This window comes from Pseudoalteromonas maricaloris (assembly GCF_024746855.1).
In the GTDB taxonomy this organism is placed as follows: Bacteria; Pseudomonadota; Gammaproteobacteria; order Enterobacterales; family Alteromonadaceae; genus Pseudoalteromonas; species Pseudoalteromonas maricaloris.
The window spans coordinates 1,599,610-1,620,262 of the sequence record NZ_CP024625.1; the positions used below are offsets into that span (position 1 = coordinate 1,599,610).

Here is a 20,653-nt window from a genome sequence, read left to right on the forward strand (position 1 = left end):
TAAAGTTTTGGATTGTGAGAAGGAAGCGGCATTGAATATGTCCACACGAGAGAAAAGGAAAAATGCACCGCATCTGCTAGTGGTCGACGACGAGTATTTTAACTATGAAATGCTCGAAGTGGCGCTGTCAGGGGCGTTTGAGCTGAGCTATGCAAACTCGGGCACGAGTTGCTTGTCTAATGCGATTGCTGATCCTCCAGATGCTATTTTGCTTGATGTGTGTATGCCGGGCCTTGACGGTTACGACACCTGTCGAATGTTGAAAAATACACCAGAGACGAAGGACATTCCTGTATTAATGGTATCTGGTTTAGAGTCCGAAAAAGAACAAAAAGCGGGATTCGATGCCGGCTGCGATGCCTATGTGGTAAAGCCATTTTCAATGCAATCGCTATTAGAAAAAATAAAATCAATGGTGTAGGAGCATTATATGATCAATGAAGATAAACGCCGTTTTATGCGTATGTCGGTGGATGCAGTTGCAAAATTAACCGAGCTTGAGTCGGGTAAAGTGCACCAAGGAGTTTGTCACGATTTAAGCGCCACAGGGTTGTCGGTGACAGTGAGCGACCCAATTGAAGCAAATTCAACCGTTGACATTTTCATTGATTCCAGTGGCGATATGATCCAGCCACTTAGTGCTCACGCGACCGTGATCCGCTGTAGTCAAGAACAGGACGAGCAGTGGATTGTAGGGCTTGAAATCACCAAGTTTAATTAGATTACCTAAGCCCTAAAGGTGGTATTGAAGTTTCCTCCGATACCACTGTAAATTGCTAAATCAATAGACCTTACAAATTAGGCCTTTTAGGTAAAAGCCTTCTGGATAATTGCCTGCAATAGGGTGGTCGGCTGCTTGATTTAGCCTTTCCATAATTAACAATTCTTTACCGGCATCGAGCGCAGCGTCTGCAACGACTTTCTGGAACAGGTTTTGTTCCATAAGGCCAGAACATGAGAAGGTGAGTAACGTGCCACCTGGCTTTAATATCTGCATGGCAATCATATTGATATCTTTATAGCCACGACAAGCGCCGTTAAGTTGCGCCTTACTTTCTGCAAACTTTGGTGGATCCATCACGATAGTATCGAATTGACGGCCCTCATCACGATACTGTCTTAGTAGTTTGAACACGTCTTGCTTAACAAACTCAGCTTTCGATAAGTCTAGTTCATTATGTTCTACATTGCGTTTAGCTGTGTCGAGTGCTGGCTGCGATACGTCAACGTTGATTACTTTACTACAGCCACCGCGCAGTGCATAAAGGCCAAATGTACCGGTGTAGCAGAAGCAGTTAAGCACTTCTTTGTCTTTTACAAAGCGCTCTAACGCGGCTCTACTGTCGCGTTGATCTAGATAAAAACCGGTTTTATGGCCGCCGATGATATCGACTTCAATCTTTAAACCATTTTCGCTTATAAGGACTGGTGCGGTTGGTGCGTCGCCTGCAAGCGGTCCGGTAATTTTATCAAGGCCTTCTTTTTTGCGCACATCAACATCTGAGCGCTCGTAAACATGACAATCAGGAAATAGTGATTGCAATGCCATTACTATTTCACCCTTGTGGCGTTCGGCACCAGCGCTTAGCAACTGACAAACCAAGTAGTTATCAAACTTGTCAATTGTTACACCTGGCAGACCATCTGATTCTGCGGCACACAATCTAAAGCCAGTTAAACCACCTTCAGCAATAACATATTCTCTGGCTGCTAGTGCACGTGCGAGTTTTTGCTCAAAGAACGCTTGGTCGATATGTTGTGATTCATCAAATGTCCAAATTCTGGCTCGGATCTGAGAGTCTGGACTGTAAGCGGCTGTCGCGAGGTATTTACCCTCATTGCTGTATATCTTAACGGTATCGCCAAGGGCGGGTTTACCTTTTACTTTTTTAATGGCCTTTGAGAAAACCCAAGGGTGTTTTCTGTTAAGGGATTTTTCTCTGCCTGGTTGCAGATATAGCGCGCAAGTCATATATTTTCTCTAATCTTTCCTGATAGCTGCCATTTTAGTGAAGGGTGTGGCAACATACAATCAGTAATGCCTTTCCCGCTGAATTTGTGTGGGTTTATTTGTCAAATATTAATAAAAGTTGAGCTTAATGACGTTAAAAATGCATGAATTAGAAAAAGCATGTGAAGAGTTTATGCTGTCGACACCATGTGCAGATACCGCCCATGATTTGTCTCATATCAAGCGTGTAGTTAAAGTCGCAAAGTCGCTTTGCGAAGCTGAGGGGGCGGATCCTGCTGTGGTGATCCCTGCTGCTTGGTTACATGATTGTGTTGCCGTAGCAAAAAATCATCCAGATAGACCGCTGGCGTCGAAATTAGCTGCAGATAAGGCGGTTGCCTTCCTAACAGAGTTGAAGTACGACACGGATAAACTCGAGGCTATTCATCACGCCATTGTTGCACACAGCTTTAGCGCCGGTGTCACACCCACGACATTAGAAGCCAAAATTGTCCAAGATGCAGACAGAATGGATGCGTTAGGGGCGATAGGTGTTAGCCGCTGTATGAAAGTAGGTGGGGCGATAGCGCGTAATCTTTACAATGTAGAAGACCCCTTTTGTGAGCACAGAAAAGCTGACGATACCAAATATACCTTAGATCACTTCTTCATTAAGCTGCTGCATATTAAAGATAACATGCATACCACCGCAGCCCGTGAGCAGGCACAAACCCGCACCCAATATATGCTGGATTTTTTAGAACAACTGAAATCAGAAATCGCGGATTAAAAAATGACGAGATGAGTATCATCTCGTCATTTGCTTTACAAAAACCACCACAAATAGCGCTAATGAAAAGCTGCCGGTAAAAGCCTCTACTGCTGCGATCAGCCGGGAGATCCCCACAGGCGTAATATCCCCGTAACCCAAGGTTGTGAAGGTAACAACACTAAAATAAAAGCTGTTCAGCAGCGCCATGACGTTTTCAGATACACTGTTGTCTAAGTCCAGTTGCATTATCTGGTCTTGAAACGAAACGCCAAATAGAAAATAGCAAAATGCACAGGTAATTATCATACCTAAACTGAAGCGAATGACATTTTCCGGCTTTTCTCCATACCCACATAATAAGTCGACAAAGCTGGAAATAAGGTGACGTTTTGAAAAGCGTGGATACTGTGCATGTCGCATGCGCAGCTCTTTATATGTAAAGCGCCCAACCATTTCAAATAGTCCTTGGTTTTCTGCGCCCTTACGTAGTAAACGATAGATCTCTTCGGATTGTAGAAACAAGTCTTCCGCGTCTTCTTTGGCTCGGTTTCTACGAGCTTCAAAAGCTTGCTGCTCTTGTAGTAATTGCTCGCCGAGTTCCATATTATCGATACGGGTGTTTTCAAGCTTTATGCCGAGCAAATTGGTGCTTTCTAAATTACAGCAGTGCAGACTTGCTTCTCTCAAATCGGCCTTCATTAGCGACGCATGCTTAATGGTATTATTAAACAGGTGCGCCCCTTTCAAATTGGCACGATAAAAGTTGCTATAAGATAGATCATAGCCATGATGATTTTCAAAGTTAACAAGATTGAGCCCCTCTAAATTGGCTCGCTTCAACTCTAAGCCTTGCAACAAACCGCCGCGCTTGGCGTAGCGTTCAAGCTTTTGGCTTAGCTCCAAGCCACCTTTATCGAATTTATTGTCATGCCAAAAGCAGTAACCTGAGCCCATATCGATTTCACTGCATTTTTTTCCCTCAGGTGACACATATTGGCAAATGGGTTTATCAGCCATAGCTTGCCTAAATCAAAATGCCTTTTTCATTAAGCGTAGCAGCAAAAATAATAAATACGGTGATTTAACGAAAAAATCTTTCTAATTTATAGAGTGTTAGAAACCACACTATTGATGGTTGTATTGTCATTGTTGATCAAATTCATCATCTTACATGGCGTTTGCAGTGACTCTGATAAGTTGCTCATATTATAATGCATGCTTTAGTGACTAAGAATTTGTTACCTTGCAATATCAATTGAAGAAAAGCCGAAAGCGTAAGAGCGTTGCGATAAAAATAAAAGCTGGCCAAGTATTTGTGTATGCACCAGAGCAAGTTTGCGAGCACTGGTTACATAATTGGGTGGAAAGCAAATCCGATTGGATAAAATCAAAGCTTGCTCTAAAAATCACACCTGAGAGCCCTCGGCCACTGGAAACAGGAATTGTGCAAGTATTCGGTGAGACCTTTACCATTCAAAGGGGCGAAAGCACGATCTCTGTAATTGATTTTGATAACAAAAGGGTGTTACTTAAGGCTGTCAAAAATGAATGGCGTGAATTAGTTACGCTGTTAAGCGAAACGCTAAATGACTATGTAGATATGGTTATTGCGCGCTATCAACCTGATATTCAAGCTCGCTTTGATACGCTAAAAATACGCGTTTATAAAAGCCGCTGGGGCAGCTTTTCATCTAAAGGCGTGCTTGCGTTTAATACGCTTTTGATTGGTGCGCCTAAGTGGGTAATTGATTATGTGGTAGTGCACGAACTTTGCCATTTTCATGTCATGGCACACAATAGCGCATTTTGGCATTTGGTAACAAAGTACTATGGCCACGACCATAAAATGGCTCGGCGTTATTTACGTGACCACGGTCGTGACTTGATGATTGAGCATTAGCATAGTGTCCTGTTTATGCCTATTATTTCTCGGGTCTCGCTTTTGCTGCGCGTTTTAACAGCTTCTGAAATGTCGGACATTCAAAGTGGCTTGGCGCAGGACATTTGGCAGCGTGATAGAGGCCATCTCGCATTGCAGTTAAATGCTTAATGGTTTCATTTAATTCATCCCCTTTGGATTGTAACTTCGCCCTATCAATATCCGCTTTACCCTCGGGGGTAAACATGTCCGCTATTTCATCTAACGAAAAGCCTGCGTTTCTGCCTAGTGTAATAAGCGCTAGACGTTCAAGTATCGAAGGGGGGAAAACACGTTTGAGCCCTTGTCGACCAATCGATCGGATCAGTCCTTTTTCTTCATAATATCTAAGCGTGGATGCGGGTAAACCAGACTTCTTTGCTACTTCACTGATATCCATTCTTGCCCTTGACTTAAAGTTAACTTGAACTAGTAGGATAGCGGCTATCAGTAAAAAAGAGGAGTAAAAATTGTGGAAAACCTATATATGATGTTAATGCCAGCAGTTGTGATTGGCGTAGGTGCAACGCTTGTTATGGATTTGTGGGCATTTATGCTCAGTCGCGTGTTTGCCATAAAGGGCTTAGATTATGCATTGGTTGGTAGGTGGATTGGACACTTGTGTCAAGGTCAGCTTACGCATCAAGGTATCGGGCGTAGTAAACCAATATTTGGTGAACGTGTCATTGGCTGGGGCGTGCATTATCTCATTGGGATTGTATTCGCCTTGGTGTTACTACTGAGCGTGGGCAAGCCTTGGTTGACTGAGCCTAGCCTTTTCATTGCGTTAGTTTTTGGCTTAATAACGTGTGTTTTTCCATTTTTTATTATGCAACCCTGTTTTGGTGCAGGGGTAGCAGCATCTAAATTACCAGAGCCGAATAAGGCAAGGGTAAAAAGTATGGCAGCACATTTGATTTTTGGCTTTGGATTGTTTTTAAGCTCGTTTATATATGTAAGCTTATTGTGAGAGCAAGCAATAGAAGGTGGTGGAGGGAGCTGGATTCGAACCAGCGAAGGCTGAGCCGTCAGATTTACAGTCTGATCCCTTTGGCCGCTCGGGAACCCCTCCATCATTTGGAGCGTTTACTTTAAAAGTGGTGGAGGGAGCTGGATTCGAACCAGCGAAGGCTGAGCCGTCAGATTTACAGTCTGATCCCTTTGGCCGCTCGGGAACCCCTCCATACATTTTAAAGCGTTACAATTTGAAAGTGGTGGAGGGAGCTGGATTCGAACCAGCGAAGGCTGAGCCGTCAGATTTACAGTCTGATCCCTTTGGCCGCTCGGGAACCCCTCCGAAATTGTAACTGTTGTTTATGGTGGAGGGAGCTGGATTCGAACCAGCGAAGGCTGAGCCGTCAGATTTACAGTCTGATCCCTTTGGCCGCTCGGGAACCCCTCCTAAACAACGGCGGTGATAATAACAAAGTTTTTTTCGAAGTAAAGAAAACTACTAAAGTTTTTCGGAAAAAGGCCGATAAATTCATAATTAGCAAAATAATCGGTTGGAATACATGCAAATTGATGGCGTTTTAATCAGTGAGTCGCAATTAGGATCCGCATTGAACATTAGTGTTCATGAGACGCGCTCTGCCGATTTTGCCATGCTGTTATCTATGCTATCAACCGATGCATTAGATTTTAGCCAATTTCACCTACCAAAATCTGAAGCTGCCGCAAAAGATAACTCAGAAGAAACACTAAAAAAGCAATTTGAAATAGGTCCACAAAAGCCGCTTGCGCCAAAAGAGTACAATATGCTTATTGGTCAGCATAACGCGCAGCTGGTATCTATGGGGGCGATGGCAACCTTGCGATTGCAAGAAAATTTAAATCCAGAACCTTTTGCCGCACGAAATGATAAAAAGCATATTCCACTCGAAGTCGTAGAAAATTTGGAACCAGCGGTTAAAAGACGTTTGGCGAGCGCGCAAGGTAAACAGGCCTTAGTTGCTGATAAGGCAATGGATGCGGCTGGTTTTTATGATCAAATTGCAACGGGTGATATGCAGAGTATGTTACGCGCGACGGCGTAACAACATTAGCTGCTTTTACTCCTTCAAAATTGAGCAAATTTAAGACAAACGGGTATTAAAACTTGTCATTTCACAGCTGTTTGCTTCGTTACTAGACTGACATAAAACGCCATGCTTATCGTGCCTCATGTTTAATACCAATTGAATTAATTCTCTAATCAATTTGAAGGGTGAAATAGCATATTAGCTTCGTTAAAAATTTCTCATTTAGAACAACTAAATAGCAAAATGTTTGCCTTGCTACTAAAGCTATTTCCCCGCTTCAAGATAGATCATTTACTTAATACAACTGGTATAAGCTAAACGGCCTTTAATCATCCTTAGCTTGCTTCAAGCTTTTTTATTGCTTTGTATCTAATCTCTAATTCAGGTTATTTTTGGTACCGTGGCACTTTTTGTACTTTTTGTCACTGCCGCACGGACAGAGGTCATTTCTGCCTACTTTGGTTGTAGGTGTATCGTACAATTCACCATCTAAGTAATACCATCTGCCTGCTTCGGTAATAAAATTTGACCGCTCATGGAGTATATAGTGTGTGTTTTCTGCGATATAGTGCGCCTTAAACTCAACGATCCCCTGAGTAGCTTCTACTACTTCTTCTAGCACTTCCAATTTTATAAAGTGTGCATAATTAGCAAATGCAGCAATATCGTCGATATTGTTTTGTGATTGTTTAGCCTGGGCGTAGGTGTCATGAATATACTTTGCATCTTTTAAGCAGTATGCAGTATAGCGAGAGCGCATGAGTATTTGTGGACGCTCTGCGAATTTTTGTCCCTTAAGGTACGGCTCACAACATTGCGAATAGGGAAGGGATGAATTGCAATAACAAGACATAAAAACTTCAGTTTTAACAAATTTATATCCTGTTATTGTAGCTTGTTAAGCGCTTTGAAAACAGTGGATCGCAACGTCAGATACCGGCAGTTCCATTTTGTTGATAGTTTGCACTGATGCAATATCAGTCCAAATCACCACCGCAGCGAAATTACCATTGCTGATAGCACTTTTAAGTACATACTCAAGGTCGTATATGTGCTTTTGCCTAATGACGAGCAACTTGCTTGCATCAACTGAAGCACTTTCTAGCAGTGACTTGTTTGGTACATTATCGGGCGCAACGAGTAGCGTCCAGCCTTGTTTATGCTGACATTTATGTAAAACTTTAAGTAACTCTAAGCTAGCGACGATCTCATCTTCAACGATTACATTATTGATTTCGTTAAGTGTGTAATAAGTCGAATTATTTGGCTGTAGAAGTGTATTGCTGTGTAACATAATTGTCTCACTGGTTATCTATACAGTATTTGTATACAGTAGTTTATACAGTGTGTGAATGCAAGGAAAATTGCTAGCTTTTTAATCAATATTCAAGCTTAATTTTTATTTAGTTTAAATTTTTAATATAAAACAAATGGTTGTGGTTTTTTGAAATGAGAGCTTAATTGACGAAAGTTCAGTATGAGTAAAGCATTAGGAAGTTTTCTCAGCTGCTATACAGTAGTTTTCCTACTGTACTATTGTGATCGTTGCAGAGGGTAAGCGTACGTTTACTGAAGAGAGGCTTGGCTACGCCTAGCCTATATTTTGGTGAGTAAAATTTAATTTATTGGCTAATATGCTGTAGTTGATGGATTTGCTCGTAAAGTGTTGCAGCATAGCACTGTGCATCTCTAAAGCGCTTAGTTGTAAGGAAGCGGCGTACATCTAGTAGTACCTGTTCGGCGCCTTTGTGCCCTTGGCTGCTGGCCAAACTTAACCAAGCGGCTGCATGAAAAGGACTGGGTGGCACTCCTTGACCTTTCATAAACAACAAACCTAAAAAGAACTGTGCCTTCAAATCACCAGACATCGCCGCCAGTCTTAGCCATTTTGCCGCAAGCGGAAAAGACTTTTCTTTTAGGTAATAGAGACCTTTTTTCAAAGCTTGGGTATTGTCATGAAGATCTGGGAATTTTGCGTCTGCTTTTAATGGCGACGTTACAAATTCAAGCACATTCAGCAGCTGCTGTTCTAAGTCATGGTTTGCTGAGTTGTCGGTGCTATTTTGATCCATATCTTTATTCGCAATAATGTTGATAAGCAGAGTGTAGCTGAATTTTAACTATTTTGTCCGAGTTTTAAAGTGATTCGTGTTAAAATCCAACCACTTGTTCCTCAAATTTGTAATTTTAGTTATGCTTGAGCGGTTATTTTCACTGCAAGCTATGCACACCAATGTAAGAACAGAGGTGATTGCTGGCTTGACGACATTCGTTACTATGGTTTACATCGTTTTTGTAAACCCTGCAATGCTAGCAGAAGCTGGTATGGATCACGGCGCTGCTTTTGTAGCAACTTGTATCGCAGCCGCAATCGGCTGTTTTATTATGGGGCTATGGGCAAACTATCCGTTAGCGCTTGCGCCTGGAATGGGCTTAAACGCCTTTTTTACCTATGGTGTTGTGCTTGGCATGGGTTATACATGGCAAAGTGCATTAGGCGCGGTATTTATGTCGGGCTGTTTATTTCTATTTTTGAGCGTATTCAAAGTTCGCGAGTGGGTGATCCAAGCTATACCTATCGTGCTAAAGCGTGCGATCGCGGCAGGTATTGGCGCATTCTTAGCGTTAATCGCGCTAAAGAACGCGAAAATTGTTATCGCAAGCGATGCTACATTAGTACAACTTGGTGATATCACTTCTCCCGGCCCGCTATTAGCTATTGCGAGCTTTTTTGTGATTGCGGCGCTTATGTACCGTGAAGTCAAAAGTGGCGTGCTTATCAGCATTTTAATGGTAACGGGTATTGCGTGGGGGCTTGGGCTTGTAGATTATCATGGGGTTGTTGATATGCCCCCAAGCATCGCGCCGACCTATATGCAGTTGGATTTGAGCGGAATTTTTGAGCTTTCCATGCTTAGCGTGGTATTTGCATTTTTATTTGTCGATTTATTTGATACCAGCGGCACATTGGTTGCGGTGACGCAAAAGGCTGGATTATCTGACGAACATGGTCGCATGCCAAGGTTGGGTAGGGCACTGTCAGCTGACAGCACTGCGACGATTGCTGGCTCAGTGCTCGGTACCTCAACGACGACTTCATACATCGAATCAGTGTCAGGTGTATCCGTTGGTGGCCGAACAGGGTTGACAGCCGTGGTCGTGGGGATCTGCTTCTTACTCATGATATTCTTTGCGCCACTGGCACAGATGGTTCCTGCATATGCGACGGCAGGCGCGATATTGTATGTGTCGGTATTAATGCTACAAAACCTAAAGTTGATTAATTGGGATGAGATGAGCGATGCTATTCCGGTCAGTGTTGTGTTATTGATGACACCGCTCACGTTTTCAATCGCGCATGGTATTGCTTTGGGTTTTATTTCTTATACGGCAGTTAAGTTGGCGTGTAATAAGGCAAATGAAATCAGTATCAGCGTTTGGGTACTGACAGTACTCTTTATCGTTAAGTTTGCTTTTGGTTAAGCAAGTGGGTTTACTTCATTTGTAATAAAAAAGGCTGGGTGACCAGCCTTTTACGTAAATGATGGTGTTACCATTTCTTCTTCGGTGCAAACAATACGTCCAAGTCGTCTTGTTCTTGCTCTGCTTTCTTTTTCACCGCTGATGCGTTGGACGCTCTAAGTTCACTGCTGATCTCTTCTAAATAACCTTCCAGCTGTGCTTTTTTCTCTTTTACATAGTCATCATTGTATGAGACGGCGCAAATTGTAGCGTAAGCTTTTTCAAAGTATTGTCTTGCCGAACCGACCATATTTGCAGTCCTTGCTGAAAGCCCTCGTTTTATCTGGCTTTCAACATTGATTTTAAGCTGAAATCGCTCCAGCCTACGGTCTTCATTAACGAACAATTGAGTGTCTACTTTACCTTTACTATGCTCAGAGCGCAGTAGTTGGCGTAATTTCTTTATGCCTTGAACTAATGCGATAATTTGCTTGTCATTGTCAGGAAGTGCTATCGAGTCTGAGTCAGCTGTTTTTTCAGGCTGAGTATTTAAGCGCTCTTGCGACTCGTGTAAGCGACTTTTTAATTCTTTCGAAGTAGGAGACAACTCCACCATTGCGGCTAAAGCGTCATGCACGCGGCGCTGAATGATACGGATCATGACTTCAGACATCGGAATATTGCTGCCGTTCATGATGACGTCTTCCGCTTCTTCTATTACGCGTTTTTGCTTAGCAAGTTCTTTACGTCTCTCCGCTTCTTGTTTCTCTTTATGTTGCTGGATCGCGCTTACCCAAACTGCTATGACGATAAGTGCAACAATCAACATTATTATAATAGAAACAAACATACTGAAATCTCTTTCATGTAACCACCAGTGTAATTTTTTAATCTTACATGAATTCGTACTATTCTGAACAGGTTTACGACAATAACCTGTAAAAAAGATAAAGAATTCATTATTTTTTAGTATAGTCGATGCCTAAATGAGCGGTTAGTTTTAGTGAAAGATAGTCGCCAGATTTAGCACGTGAGTTTGCAAAAGCGTGTCAAAATATTCGCTATTTGGCCAAATGACTGTCGGAGCGTCAGTGAAAATGCTGATATTTAGTACCTCTTGGCTACCTCATTTTTACCAAATGTGCTAGCCTACATAAGGTCGTAACAGGCGGTTTTTATCGCTTTGCACTAAACTAGCTAACAAAAAAGCGGTTTTGCTATGGGCTGATGCTCAACATCAAGAGATCATAAGAATAAAAGCAATATGAAATTACAACAATTGAGATATATCGTCGAAGTGTTGAATCACAACCTTAATGTGTCAGCGACGGCGGAAAGTTTATATACCTCTCAACCCGGTATTTCAAAGCAAGTGCGCATGCTTGAAGACGAGTTGGGGGTACAAATTTTTGGCCGTAGCGGTAAGCATTTAACGCATGTTACGGGCGCGGGTAATGAAATTATTAATATTGCTCGTGAGATCCTCTCTAAAGTGGAAGGGATCAAAGCGGTTGCAAATGAACATACCTTACCAGATCAAGGTAAACTGAACATCGCAACGACGCATACACAAGCTCGTTACGCGTTACCTCCTGTGATCCAAGGGTTTATGAAAAAATACCCTGCAGTTTCTTTACATATGCATCAAGGTACGCCACAACAAATCTCTGATGCTGCCGCTCGAGGTGATGCTGACTTTGCTATCGCCACCGAGGCACTGCATTTGTACAGTGATCTGGTCATGCTACCTTGCTATCATTGGAATCGCAGTATTGTGGTCGCCAAAGACCATCCACTTGCACAAAAAGGCAGTGCACTTACGGTGCAAGACGTCGCTAAATATCCGTTGATCACTTATGTGTTTGGGTTTACTGGCCGCTCAGAACTGGATAAAGCATTTAATGCTCATGGTTTGGAGCCACACATCGTGTTTACTGCAACAGACGCCGATGTGATTAAAACCTACGTAAGATTAGGACTCGGCGTTGGCGTATTGGCGTCAATGGCACTTGATGAAAAGTCTGACAGCGACTTAGTTTGCATCGATGCGAGTCACCTATTTGAAGCAAGTACGACGAAAATTGGTTTCAGAAAAGGAAGCTTCCTAAGAGGCTACATGTACGATTTTATTGAGCGATTTGCACCGCATCTCACAAAAGATGTGGTAGAGCGTGCAAGCTTGCTACGAAATCAAGATGATATCGACAAGCTATTTGAAGGTATGACGCTTCCAGTAAAGTGAAGCACTTGAAAAGCATATGAAAAAGGCCTCAACAGAGGCCTTTTTCGATACTGTTATTCGTACGGGAGCGGATCTGTTGCGTGGTTTAACTCAAACGCTTCGAGACGCTCTTGGCAAGCACCACACTTACCACATGCTTTTTCGCGGCCGTTGTAACACGTCCAAGTGTCAGCGTAATCTAATCCCATTTTTAGACCGTCGGTCAGGATATCAATTTTTGAGTTGTTAAGGTAAGGACTGACAATTTCAACTGCGTCGTAGTTCGCAATGCGGCAAACATCATCCATCTTTTTAACGAACTCAGGGCGGCAATCGGGATAAATTGCATGATCGCCAGAGTGAGCACCGTAAAATACCTTATTTGCTTTTAGAGAGACAGCGTAACCTACCGCAAGAGAAAGCAAAATCATATTGCGATTAGGCACAATCGTGCTCTTCATGCTCTCTTCTTCATAGTGGCCTTCTGGCACGTCGATGTCATCTGTTAGGCTAGAGCCTGACAATAATTGATTGATAGCAGAGATATCAACGACCTTATGAGCAACGCCGAGTTTTGCACATACGTCAGCGGCAACTTGTAGCTCTTTTACATGTCGCTGGCCATAGTTAAAAGACAGTGCATAAACCTCATGGCCCTCGCGGACAGCCTTGTTTAGTACAGTGTAAGAGTCCATTCCGCCGGAATAGATTACGACAACTTTTTCGCTCATAGGTGATTTGCCTCGATTTTGATAGAGGTTTACTTCAGGGCGCGATATACTACACGGCCGCTGGAGAAATAACAATTTTCTCGCGGTATTTTTCGACAACTTTATCTTAAACACGGGGCCATTTTGTACAAGGTTAACGAAATATTTGAAACAATTCAGGGTGAAGCAAGCTTCACTGGTACGCCTTCAATCTTTTTACGTTTGCAGGGCTGTCCAGTTGGTTGTGCTTGGTGTGATACCAAACAAACCTGGGAAACCAACGACACTTTTATTGTTTCATTGGATAACACTGTAGAAAAAAAGGCTGACTCAGAGTGGTGGGCGAACGCGAGTGCTGACGAGATCTTGGCGATTTTCGAGGCGCGGGGCTACCAAGCCAAACATGTGGTGATCACCGGTGGTGAACCTTGTATGTTTGATCTTCGCCCATTATGCGAGTTATTGCATAGTAAAGGGTACAGCACACAGATCGAAACCAGTGGTACATTTGAGATCCTCGCGCCAGCTGAAACTTGGGTTACCGTGTCGCCAAAAATTAATATGCGTGGGGGTTACAAAGTACTTCCAAGTGCAATGGCTCGTGCCGATGAGATAAAGCACCCCGTCGCGATGCAAAAGCATATTGAGGAATTAGAGGCGTTATTTGTACAAACTGGAGTTGAACCGAAGTTAGTGTATCTTCAGCCAATCAGCCAAAAAGCCAAGGCCACTAAGCTTGCAATAGACAATTGCAAAGCGAAAAATTGGCGCTTATCAGTTCAAGTGCACAAGTATTTAGGGATTAACTAAAGCGATTTGCCTAAGCGTATTTTAGCTAAAAATGCAGTGTGTTTAAGTAGAGGTACTGAACAAACCGCGATGCTTAGGCGTTAAGTTCTATGTAGAGGTCAATAACACTCGTTACTGACCATTTCAATCATTCTTTGCGTTTCGCCACTGTTCTCAAATTGATAGAGATTGCGATTGATGTCTTTGAGCAATTCACGCCAATGTGGTTTTTGCTTGCTAAGCGCAAAGTAGAGGTGGTTATACTTTATAGGTGGCGTCACGTTTTCTATGTTTCTTAGTAATTCAATTTTCTCAGCTCTAGGTAAGTCTGAATAATTGACCGTAAAGCGCAGTACTTTTGGATCGCCTATTACTAAATTTACGCGTTTACCGACGAGTAACTTCACCAGCTGTAAATCATTTACGGCCTCTACTGTAACAAATTCACCATTATCCATCATAGCATCAAACTCTGGGGTATTCTGATAGCCCCTCACGACACCAATGAGCTCATTCTTAACCGAGTTTAGATTGCCATCAAAGCGGTCTTCTTCACCTCTTCGTTTCAAAAAGCCGATTTCACCACCAGGAAAGGCATTAGATAAAGCAAGTAGCTCTCTGCGGGTCTTATTCTTGTGATTGTCAGACGGTGCTGAATCCTCAATATAGTATTCAGGGAATAAAATATCGGCTTTTCCCGTTTCCGCGGCCCTTACGGCACGAGCCCAAGGCAAAAATTCAACATACACTTGATAATCTAAATCTGTAAGCAGCGCGACGGCAAACTGAAAGGCCCAGCCTTTATTGCAGAGGTTTGCACCGATATAAGGTGGCCAATCTAATGTCACAATATGAATGAAGGCATTTTTGCCTTTCTTATTGTATAGATAGCCCCCTTGATACTTTTCTCCAGCAACAAGGCGAAATTCTCCACCCTTAAAGTAGGCAACGTTTAAATTCTCCCCATAGATGAAACTACTAAACATGAGAAAAAACATGAGTAATAAGGTCTTTACAATCATCGAAGTCAAAAAAGCGTAGCGAATAGATAAAGTGTAGTGAAAGGAAGTGAAATTAAAAGGAATAATATAAAAAACAAAGGGGCAGTGATGCCCCTTGGTAATCTAGAATATGAAGCTCTACTCTTACTGCACTAATTCTTGTTCAGAGAATGTGTCTGCAAAGAGTGGGCTAGTTAGGTAACGCTCTGCAGCGCTTGGCAAAATAACCACGATGTTTTTATCAGCATTTTCAGGTTGCTCGGCAATACGCTTTGCGGCAACTAGGGCTGCGCCTGAAGAAATACCTACTAAAATACCTTCGTCTTTCATCAGCTGGTGTGCCATTGCAATTGCATCTTCATTCGACACCAACTCAACGCCATCAATAAGCTCAAGATCTAGGTTGCCCGGAATAAAGCCAGCACCAATCCCTTGAATTTTGTGTGGACCTGGTTTTACTTCGTCGCCCGCAAGGGTTTGCGTGATAACTGGTGAGTCAACTGGCTCAACAGCGATTGACTTAACATTTAGGCCTTTTTCATTTTTCAGATAGCGTGAAACACCGGTGATCGTGCCACCCGTACCAACGCCCGCAACGAAGTAATCGATATTACCTTCAAGTGCATCAAAAATTTCTGGACCCGTTGTTTCAAAGTGGATCTTCGGGTTTGCTGGGTTTTCAAACTGTTGCAGTAACACGTATTTTTCAGGGTTACTTGCTTGGATTTCATTTGCTTTTTCAATCGCGCCTTTCATGCCCTTAGCGCCTTCGGTTAGCACTAAATTTGCGCCAAGTGCTTTAAGTAGTTTACGACGCTCAAGGCTCATCGTATTTGGCATAGTAAGTGTCAATTTATAACCACGAGAAGCAGCAACGAAAGCCAGTGCAATACCCGTGTTACCTGAAGTTGGTTCAATAAGCTCTTTACCTTCGCTAAGAAGACCTGCTTTTTCAGCTTCCCAGATCATAGACGCACCAATACGGCATTTAACGCTGAAGCTTGGGTTACGCGCTTCCACTTTTGCGTAAACATTGCCGCCAGAAACGCGATTGATTTTAACCAGCGGTGTATTACCGATAGTTAGACTGTTGTCTGCATATACTTTAGTCATTTGTGTTCCCTAATCTAGGTTTGCTTGTATTCCATCACTTTACTGCGCATTTCGCAAAACGAAAGGAAAGATTGGCTATAAGATATATCAAATTTGCTTATAGCCAATAGTTATTTAAAGGTTGATATTTAAATCAACCAGGCATAACTGAACTTCATAAATACCGTCTTTTCGTCTTTAGTTATCTTTGACAAATCATCGTCTTGATAACCATGATCGGAATAGCCTGCAAAGAAAACGGTTTGTGGGTTTAGTTTATAGGAATAGAGCAGTTGGGTGCTGATGCTTTTATAAGTCGCATCAACATCATCGTTATAATTGCTCTGGTTTCTCGAAATATCTGTATTGATGATTGCCAATCTCAAATAGCTATTAATGTTGAATTGGTAAGTCAGGCGGATATCGCTCAGATTTGCGGTATAAACTTCCGCGCCATCTGCTTTCATTTTTTCGTATGTGTGGCGTAATCTAACTTCAAAATGTTTGCCAAAATTGACGTTAATAACCGGACGGGCGAAATACAAATCACCAACACGGTTGTTTGCAAGGTCAACGCGGTTTCCTTTACTTAAGTTCAAACCTGCGAAAACGCCGGCCATTGGCTTGAACTCCATATAGGTCCACTGTGAATTCTCGGTAAATAGATCGGTATTGCCGTCAATCGCTAAACGGGTTTCATCATGTCGCAGTCCAGTGCGTTTTCTATGTTCAACACCGAAATCAAGAAAGCTTTGCAACGGGCCGTCAACTGCAAAGTTGGTTTGCACTTCTTTTTCTAATAACTCGCCTTGCTCGTTGTGGGAAATATCCCAGTCGGCGTACCAACGTGCACGGTTCCACCAGTTGTTGTCATCGCCATACCAACGGTACTCACCGCCGAAAAGAAATTTATTAAAGTCGACCTGAGTGATAAAGCCCATATCGGTTCTAAGTGCTGCATCGCGAGCTTGATAGCTGGTAAATGCCTTCCAATGCTTGCGATTGTGCTCATAATTAACGTAATAGCCAGCACCACGGTCATCTTCGTCAATCACTCTGAGTACACTTTCGTTTAGGTCGCACTCCGCGAGCGTACTATCACATAACGCTTCAGCAAAAGCGCTATCATAGTCTGTATCTGAGCCAATTAACTGCACTTGCAGGGTATCGTTATCTGTTGGCTTGTATTTGGCGTCTATACTCGCAACTTGGTTGCGATAGTCGTCGCTTTGCCTGGTAGTCGATGTCACGCCTACTGACAAGGTTTTGTTTAGGTCATGACGATATCTCAGTGCCATGTTTTGGCTTTTTCTCTCTAATGAGACAACGCTCGAGCCCAGATTTCCGGGAACAACGACATTGAGTCTTTCATCGTTGGCAATAAATCCTGCAAAAGTGTGACCGTTTTTATTACCGGTAAGCTTGACGCCATAATCGGGAGCCGAAATGTTCCGAGTATGAATAAGGTTAAGGTGAGAAGAAAAGTAATCGGAATTATCTAAAAAGAACGCCCGTTTTTCAGGGAAAAATAGGCTAAAGCTATTGTTAACGCTCAATTGTCCCGTGTCAGCTTCAACTTGTGAGAAATCAGGGTTTAGCGTTGCGTTTAGCGTCGTGTCTGGTGTGATAGCCCACTTTACGTCTAAACCCGGCTCGACATTATTGTTGGCTTGCCATGGCTCTGCGATACCATCATCTATGTCGCGAGATTCTCGCCTATTGGTGACTAGTGTTGGAATAACGGCAAAGTTACTACCTTGCTTAGCCTTAGCAAATCCTTGATATTTCGGCATTTGACAGATCCAGCAAGAATTTGCATGTCGCAATTGCATGCTGGAGATACGCAACCTTTCATTTCTTGGATAAAAACGCAGAAACTCTAAAGCCATTGTTTTGCTTGCGAGGGAGTCGTTAAAATTTAATACACGAAGTGGGATTTCAACTTCAACAACATAACCATCTTTGTTTATCTTTCCGACGCTATCCCAGATCCCATTCCAAGAACCATTCTCACTTTTAGTAAGTTCGTTTTCAATTGAGTCTTGTTGTACACCTAGTGGATTGATGAAAAACTGGTAAGCGCTTTGGGCATTGTTAAATGAATCAATTTTAATGCCGACAAGATCATCTTCCCAGGCGCGGTCACGGTCACGATAAAATGCGCGGATCAACTCAGGATTAGGATCCTTTGCATCAAAAGCAATAAACAAAGATTGACCATTCTCATATACGTAGGCCTTAGTTTGTACTGGACTTGATTGGTTCTCGTATGGCCAAGTGATGTTGTTGATATCTATTTCTAATGCACGTTGCCAAATATCGGCTTCAAGTGCACCATCAATTTTTGCAGAACTGTCGATAAATGGGATTTTATTTGGGTCTAGTGCCCATGTTTGGCTAGATAGACTAAGCGCGACAAAAGAGTAGGTTACAGCTTTAAGCATGAATTTAATTATTTTACAGAGACTTTTTCCAGTATTAGATAATATGCAATGAGCTGAAACAATTTATTTTCGTCAAGTTGCAATTATTTACGTTAGGTGGCGAATATGTATACATAAAATGTACAAATCTATTTATCTCCATCGAATTAATAGCAAAGATGGTCAAAAACATGTTACAACAACGCCTTTGAAAATCTGCTAGGAAGTAACTATGTCTCTTATATTGAAGCTAGTGGCGGGTATCGTCGCTGGTATGTTGGCGGGTCTGTACTTGCCGGCTGTGTTAGTTGAGCTCTTATACACCTTCAAGGTGATCATAGGGCAACTTATCAGCTTTACTATTCCTCTGATAATCCTGCTTTTTATTGCTTCAGGTATAGCAGGTTTACCAAAGGGATCGGGCCACTTACTTGGTAAGACAGTCGGCTTTGCTTATGGGTCAACCATTATTGCTGGCACATTAGCATTTTTATTAGTTAATGCTTTCATCCCATTCTTTGACGGGGGCGTTGCTTATCAAGCTGTGGAAGAGTCTCATCTTAATAGCTTTATTAATATTGAGATCCCTCCGCTGATGGGAGTGATGACGGCACTTGCAACGGCATTTATCTTTGGTATTGGGATGAGCCAGTGCGGTTTAACTAAACTTAAAGGTGTCACTGACGAAGCGAGAGATGTGGTAGATGCACTGCTTGCGAAAGTTATTATTCCAGTATTACCGCTTTACATCGCAGGTGTTTTTGCTGAAATGGCAGTAGCTGGTACGGTATTCGACACCCTGAGTACGTTTGGCGTAGTATTGCTTGCCGCGATTATTATGCATTGGCTATGGCTAAGCACTTTGTTTGTGGTGAGCGGCCTGTTACTTGGTAGAAATCCACTGGAATTAATCAAAAATATGCTACCTGCGTATTTTACCGCTATTGGTACTATGTCGAGCGCGGCAACTATTCCTGTGTCTCTTCGTGCAAGTAAATCTAATAATGTTAACGAAGAGGTTGCCAATTTTACCGTACCACTTTGTGCCACCATCCATTTGTCAGGGTCGACTATTACCATAGTGACTTGTGCAATGGCTGTGATGCTGCTTTCTCCTGAGATGGTTGTCCCGTCATTGTCGGAAATGTTGCCATTCATCTTTATGCTTGGTGTCGTAATGATTGCGGCTCCTGGTGCGCCGGGTGGCGCGGTTATGTCTGCGCTTGGACTATTGACCAGTATGCTTGGTTTTAATGAGGGCGCAGTGGCATTGATGATTGCTTTATATTTAGCGCAAGACAGTTTTGGCACAGCATGTAATGTAACCGGTGATGGTGTGATTGCACTTTGGGTCGATAAATTTTCAAAGCAAAGCTGAGTCATATAAAAATAAATCTACTATAAGTTGCTATGGCTAAAATGCCATAGCGGCTGCCTTTAAAATCACAAAGCGGTGAAATTATAATCAAACTGCTTCTTTCATTAATTAACTATTTGGTTAATTCATATCAAAATTGTATTTTTCTCTCGTTTCTATCGTTATGCTTTTAAAAAATATGTGGTAATCTCAAACATCTGGAAGCGGGGCTGTTGGTTGCTTCGCTCCTTTTACCAATATATATGTAGAGGGTGTGCCATTGATTAATGTGCTTTTAGTTGATGATCATGAACTTGTCAGGACTGGCATAAAACGCATTTTAGATGATGTGCGTGGCTTTAAAGTGGTAGGAGAAGCCAAAACCGGTGAGGAAGCCGTAACCTTTTGTCGCCAAAGTGAGCCTGACATTGTGCTAATGGACATGAACATGCCTGGTATTGGTGGATTGGAAGCGACCAAAAAGATTTGCCGTTACTGTCCAGATGTAAAAGTTATTGTGCTTACCGTGCATTGTGAAGATCCTTTCCCAAGCAAGGTAATGCAAATTGGTGCGCATGGTTACCTAACAAAAGGTGCTGGCCCTGATGAAATGATCAATGCAATACGTGCGGTTAATGCTGGTCAGCGTTATATTGCGCCAGAAATTGCTCAGCAAATTGCTCTTGCGCAATTTAGTGGCCGCAATGACGAAAACCCTTTCCAATCGCTATCGGAAAGAGAATTGCAGATCATGCTCATGATCACCAAAGGTGAGAAAGCACAAAATATTGCAGATCGCTTGAACCTGAGCTCTAAGACGGTAAATAGTTATCGCTATCGCATGTTTGAAAAGCTCAATGTGAGCGGTGATGTGGAATTAACCCACTTGGCGATTCGCCATAAAATGATCGATATAGATAGCAGTCATTAAGTTCT

22 protein-coding genes and 4 tRNA genes are annotated in these 20,653 nt (G+C 42.5%); 11 read left to right on the top strand and 15 right to left on the bottom strand.

What is annotated here, in order from left to right; all coding sequences use genetic code 11:
* Positions 1 to 37: 37 nt before the first annotated feature.
* Positions 38 to 421 carry a response regulator gene (locus CTT31_RS06800; RefSeq protein WP_010375541.1) on the top strand — a complete coding sequence of 128 codons (384 nt, stop codon included), beginning with the start codon at positions 38 to 40 and terminating at the stop codon, positions 419 to 421.
* Between the two features lie 9 nt (positions 422 to 430).
* Complete coding sequence (locus CTT31_RS06805) at positions 431 to 721, top strand: PilZ domain-containing protein (protein ID WP_010375543.1); 291 nt, start codon at positions 431 to 433, stop codon at positions 719 to 721.
* A gap of 60 nt (positions 722 to 781) precedes the next feature.
* Here the strand turns inward: CTT31_RS06805 and CTT31_RS06810 are convergent, their stop codons facing one another.
* Positions 782 to 1,972 (bottom strand): class I SAM-dependent methyltransferase, encoded by a 1,191-nt coding sequence (locus tag CTT31_RS06810; RefSeq protein ID WP_010375545.1) that lies wholly within the window; start codon positions 1,970 to 1,972, stop codon positions 782 to 784.
* Positions 1,973 to 2,099: 127 nt separating this feature from the next.
* Here CTT31_RS06810 and CTT31_RS06815 point away from each other — a divergent pair, with 127 nt between their 5' ends.
* Positions 2,100 to 2,741, top strand: coding sequence for an HD domain-containing protein (locus tag CTT31_RS06815; protein WP_211859628.1), 642 nt, complete (start codon positions 2,100 to 2,102; stop codon positions 2,739 to 2,741).
* A gap of 18 nt (positions 2,742 to 2,759) precedes the next feature.
* Here CTT31_RS06815 and CTT31_RS06820 read toward each other — a convergent pair whose 3' ends face one another.
* Positions 2,760 to 3,740, bottom strand: a complete 981-nt coding sequence (locus CTT31_RS06820) for an ion channel (RefSeq protein WP_010606522.1) — start codon at positions 3,738 to 3,740, stop codon at positions 2,760 to 2,762.
* A gap of 226 nt (positions 3,741 to 3,966) precedes the next feature.
* On the opposite strand from CTT31_RS06820, the gene CTT31_RS06825 reads away from it, so the two are divergent.
* On the top strand, positions 3,967 to 4,623 hold the full coding sequence (locus CTT31_RS06825) for a M48 family metallopeptidase (protein ID WP_260492244.1): 657 nt from the start codon (positions 3,967 to 3,969) through the stop codon (positions 4,621 to 4,623).
* 22 nt (positions 4,624 to 4,645) lie between these two features.
* Here the strand turns inward: CTT31_RS06825 and CTT31_RS06830 are convergent, their stop codons facing one another.
* The gene (locus CTT31_RS06830) at positions 4,646 to 5,041 is read right to left on the bottom strand and encodes a helix-turn-helix domain-containing protein (RefSeq protein WP_039492270.1); all 396 of its coding nucleotides are present in this window, start codon (positions 5,039 to 5,041) and stop codon (positions 4,646 to 4,648) included.
* Between the two features lie 72 nt (positions 5,042 to 5,113).
* On the opposite strand from CTT31_RS06830, the gene CTT31_RS06835 reads away from it, so the two are divergent.
* Complete coding sequence (locus CTT31_RS06835) at positions 5,114 to 5,611, top strand: DUF2938 domain-containing protein (protein ID WP_249122478.1); 498 nt, start codon at positions 5,114 to 5,116, stop codon at positions 5,609 to 5,611.
* Positions 5,612 to 5,628: 17 nt separating this feature from the next.
* Here CTT31_RS06835 and CTT31_RS06840 read toward each other — a convergent pair.
* From CTT31_RS06840 to CTT31_RS06855, 4 genes are all read right to left on the bottom strand, one after another.
* Positions 5,629 to 5,713 (bottom strand) — tRNA-Tyr (locus CTT31_RS06840).
* Positions 5,714 to 5,739: 26 nt separating this feature from the next.
* Positions 5,740 to 5,824: transfer RNA gene (locus CTT31_RS06845), tRNA-Tyr, on the bottom strand.
* Positions 5,825 to 5,853: 29 nt separating this feature from the next.
* Positions 5,854 to 5,938, bottom strand: a tRNA-Tyr gene (locus CTT31_RS06850).
* A gap of 20 nt (positions 5,939 to 5,958) precedes the next feature.
* Positions 5,959 to 6,043 (bottom strand) — tRNA-Tyr (locus tag CTT31_RS06855).
* Positions 6,044 to 6,155: 112 nt separating this feature from the next.
* On the opposite strand from CTT31_RS06855, the gene CTT31_RS06860 reads away from it, so the two are divergent.
* Positions 6,156 to 6,677: a VC2046/SO_2500 family protein gene (locus CTT31_RS06860; RefSeq protein ID WP_211859630.1), complete on the top strand. Its 522-nt coding sequence runs from the start codon at positions 6,156 to 6,158 to the stop codon at positions 6,675 to 6,677.
* 361 nt (positions 6,678 to 7,038) lie between these two features.
* Here CTT31_RS06860 and CTT31_RS06865 read toward each other — a convergent pair whose 3' ends face one another.
* The 3 genes from CTT31_RS06865 to CTT31_RS06875 all read right to left on the bottom strand — a co-directional run bounded on the left by CTT31_RS06865 (position 7,039) and on the right by CTT31_RS06875 (position 8,734).
* On the bottom strand, positions 7,039 to 7,515 hold the full coding sequence (locus tag CTT31_RS06865) for a YchJ family protein (RefSeq protein ID WP_211859631.1): 477 nt from the start codon (positions 7,513 to 7,515) through the stop codon (positions 7,039 to 7,041).
* A gap of 45 nt (positions 7,516 to 7,560) precedes the next feature.
* The gene (locus CTT31_RS06870; protein ID WP_010375559.1) at positions 7,561 to 7,956 is read right to left on the bottom strand and encodes a SulA-like leucine-rich domain-containing protein; all 396 of its coding nucleotides are present in this window, start codon (positions 7,954 to 7,956) and stop codon (positions 7,561 to 7,563) included.
* Positions 7,957 to 8,284: 328 nt separating this feature from the next.
* Positions 8,285 to 8,734: a tetratricopeptide repeat protein gene (locus CTT31_RS06875; protein WP_010375560.1), complete on the bottom strand. Its 450-nt coding sequence runs from the start codon at positions 8,732 to 8,734 to the stop codon at positions 8,285 to 8,287.
* Positions 8,735 to 8,855: 121 nt separating this feature from the next.
* Here CTT31_RS06875 and CTT31_RS06880 point away from each other — a divergent pair, with 121 nt between their 5' ends.
* Positions 8,856 to 10,145 carry an NCS2 family permease gene (locus CTT31_RS06880; RefSeq protein WP_045987891.1) on the top strand — a complete coding sequence of 430 codons (1,290 nt, stop codon included), beginning with the start codon at positions 8,856 to 8,858 and terminating at the stop codon, positions 10,143 to 10,145.
* Positions 10,146 to 10,212: 67 nt separating this feature from the next.
* Here CTT31_RS06880 and CTT31_RS06885 read toward each other — a convergent pair whose 3' ends face one another.
* Positions 10,213 to 10,974, bottom strand: coding sequence for a hypothetical protein (locus CTT31_RS06885; RefSeq protein WP_010375563.1), 762 nt, complete (start codon positions 10,972 to 10,974; stop codon positions 10,213 to 10,215).
* A 414-nt stretch (positions 10,975 to 11,388) separates the two neighbouring features.
* Between CTT31_RS06885 and cysB the strand changes: the two genes are divergently transcribed.
* Complete coding sequence (gene cysB, locus CTT31_RS06890) at positions 11,389 to 12,366, top strand: HTH-type transcriptional regulator CysB (RefSeq protein WP_010375565.1); 978 nt, start codon at positions 11,389 to 11,391, stop codon at positions 12,364 to 12,366.
* A gap of 53 nt (positions 12,367 to 12,419) precedes the next feature.
* On the opposite strand, the gene queC is transcribed toward cysB, so the two are convergent.
* Positions 12,420 to 13,076, bottom strand: coding sequence for a 7-cyano-7-deazaguanine synthase QueC (gene queC / locus CTT31_RS06895; RefSeq protein WP_010375567.1), 657 nt, complete (start codon positions 13,074 to 13,076; stop codon positions 12,420 to 12,422).
* A 123-nt stretch (positions 13,077 to 13,199) separates the two neighbouring features.
* Between queC and queE the strand changes: the two genes are divergently transcribed.
* Entirely contained in the window at positions 13,200 to 13,865 is a 666-nt protein-coding gene (queE, locus tag CTT31_RS06900; RefSeq protein WP_211859632.1) for a 7-carboxy-7-deazaguanine synthase QueE, read from the top strand.
* Between the two features lie 98 nt (positions 13,866 to 13,963).
* On the opposite strand, the gene CTT31_RS06905 is transcribed toward queE, so the two are convergent.
* The 3 genes from CTT31_RS06905 to CTT31_RS06915 form a co-directional block, all read right to left on the bottom strand.
* Positions 13,964 to 14,830, bottom strand: a complete 867-nt coding sequence (locus tag CTT31_RS06905) for a substrate-binding periplasmic protein (protein ID WP_017218900.1) — start codon at positions 14,828 to 14,830, stop codon at positions 13,964 to 13,966.
* 159 nt (positions 14,831 to 14,989) lie between these two features.
* Entirely contained in the window at positions 14,990 to 15,958 is a 969-nt protein-coding gene (gene cysK / locus CTT31_RS06910; protein ID WP_010375573.1) for a cysteine synthase A, read from the bottom strand.
* A gap of 128 nt (positions 15,959 to 16,086) precedes the next feature.
* On the bottom strand, positions 16,087 to 18,381 hold the full coding sequence (locus CTT31_RS06915; RefSeq protein WP_260492245.1) for a carbohydrate binding family 9 domain-containing protein: 2,295 nt from the start codon (positions 18,379 to 18,381) through the stop codon (positions 16,087 to 16,089).
* A gap of 211 nt (positions 18,382 to 18,592) precedes the next feature.
* Here CTT31_RS06915 and CTT31_RS06920 point away from each other — a divergent pair, with 211 nt between their 5' ends.
* Together CTT31_RS06920 and uvrY are read left to right on the top strand one after the other, a co-directional pair.
* Positions 18,593 to 19,738 (top strand): dicarboxylate/amino acid:cation symporter, encoded by a 1,146-nt coding sequence (locus CTT31_RS06920; protein WP_211859635.1) that lies wholly within the window; start codon positions 18,593 to 18,595, stop codon positions 19,736 to 19,738.
* Positions 19,739 to 19,997: 259 nt separating this feature from the next.
* A complete protein-coding gene (gene uvrY / locus CTT31_RS06925; protein ID WP_010606537.1) occupies positions 19,998 to 20,648 on the top strand; it encodes a UvrY/SirA/GacA family response regulator transcription factor in 651 nt (216 codons plus the stop codon).
* The last annotated feature ends 5 nt before the right edge of the window (positions 20,649 to 20,653 follow it).

Excerpts from the sequence above, each read along its gene's own strand:
- CTT31_RS06805 (WP_010375543.1), top strand. The coding sequence starts at position 431 with ATGATCAATGAAGATAAACGCCGTTTTATGCGTATGTCGGTGGATGCA.
- CTT31_RS06915 (WP_260492245.1), bottom strand. The coding sequence starts at position 18,381 with ATGCTTAAAGCTGTAACCTACTCTTTTGTCGCGCTTAGTCTATCTAGC.
- CTT31_RS06885 (WP_010375563.1), bottom strand. The coding sequence starts at position 10,974 with ATGTTTGTTTCTATTATAATAATGTTGATTGTTGCACTTATCGTCATA.
- CTT31_RS06800 (WP_010375541.1), top strand. The coding sequence starts at position 38 with ATGTCCACACGAGAGAAAAGGAAAAATGCACCGCATCTGCTAGTGGTC.
- CTT31_RS06920 (WP_211859635.1), top strand. The coding sequence starts at position 18,593 with ATGTCTCTTATATTGAAGCTAGTGGCGGGTATCGTCGCTGGTATGTTG.
- CTT31_RS06860 (WP_211859630.1), top strand. The coding sequence starts at position 6,156 with ATGCAAATTGATGGCGTTTTAATCAGTGAGTCGCAATTAGGATCCGCA.
- CTT31_RS06830 (WP_039492270.1), bottom strand. The coding sequence starts at position 5,041 with ATGGATATCAGTGAAGTAGCAAAGAAGTCTGGTTTACCCGCATCCACG.
- CTT31_RS06905 (WP_017218900.1), bottom strand. The coding sequence starts at position 14,830 with ATGTTTAGTAGTTTCATCTATGGGGAGAATTTAAACGTTGCCTACTTT.
- CTT31_RS06865 (WP_211859631.1), bottom strand. The coding sequence starts at position 7,515 with ATGTCTTGTTATTGCAATTCATCCCTTCCCTATTCGCAATGTTGTGAG.
- CTT31_RS06810 (WP_010375545.1), bottom strand. The coding sequence starts at position 1,972 with ATGACTTGCGCGCTATATCTGCAACCAGGCAGAGAAAAATCCCTTAAC.
- CTT31_RS06880 (WP_045987891.1), top strand. The coding sequence starts at position 8,856 with ATGCTTGAGCGGTTATTTTCACTGCAAGCTATGCACACCAATGTAAGA.
- CTT31_RS06875 (WP_010375560.1), bottom strand. The coding sequence starts at position 8,734 with ATGGATCAAAATAGCACCGACAACTCAGCAAACCATGACTTAGAACAG.
- CTT31_RS06815 (WP_211859628.1), top strand. The coding sequence starts at position 2,100 with ATGACGTTAAAAATGCATGAATTAGAAAAAGCATGTGAAGAGTTTATG.
- cysB (WP_010375565.1), top strand. The coding sequence starts at position 11,389 with ATGAAATTACAACAATTGAGATATATCGTCGAAGTGTTGAATCACAAC.
- CTT31_RS06820 (WP_010606522.1), bottom strand. The coding sequence starts at position 3,740 with ATGGCTGATAAACCCATTTGCCAATATGTGTCACCTGAGGGAAAAAAA.
- cysK (WP_010375573.1), bottom strand. The coding sequence starts at position 15,958 with ATGACTAAAGTATATGCAGACAACAGTCTAACTATCGGTAATACACCG.
- queC (WP_010375567.1), bottom strand. The coding sequence starts at position 13,076 with ATGAGCGAAAAAGTTGTCGTAATCTATTCCGGCGGAATGGACTCTTAC.
- CTT31_RS06870 (WP_010375559.1), bottom strand. The coding sequence starts at position 7,956 with ATGTTACACAGCAATACACTTCTACAGCCAAATAATTCGACTTATTAC.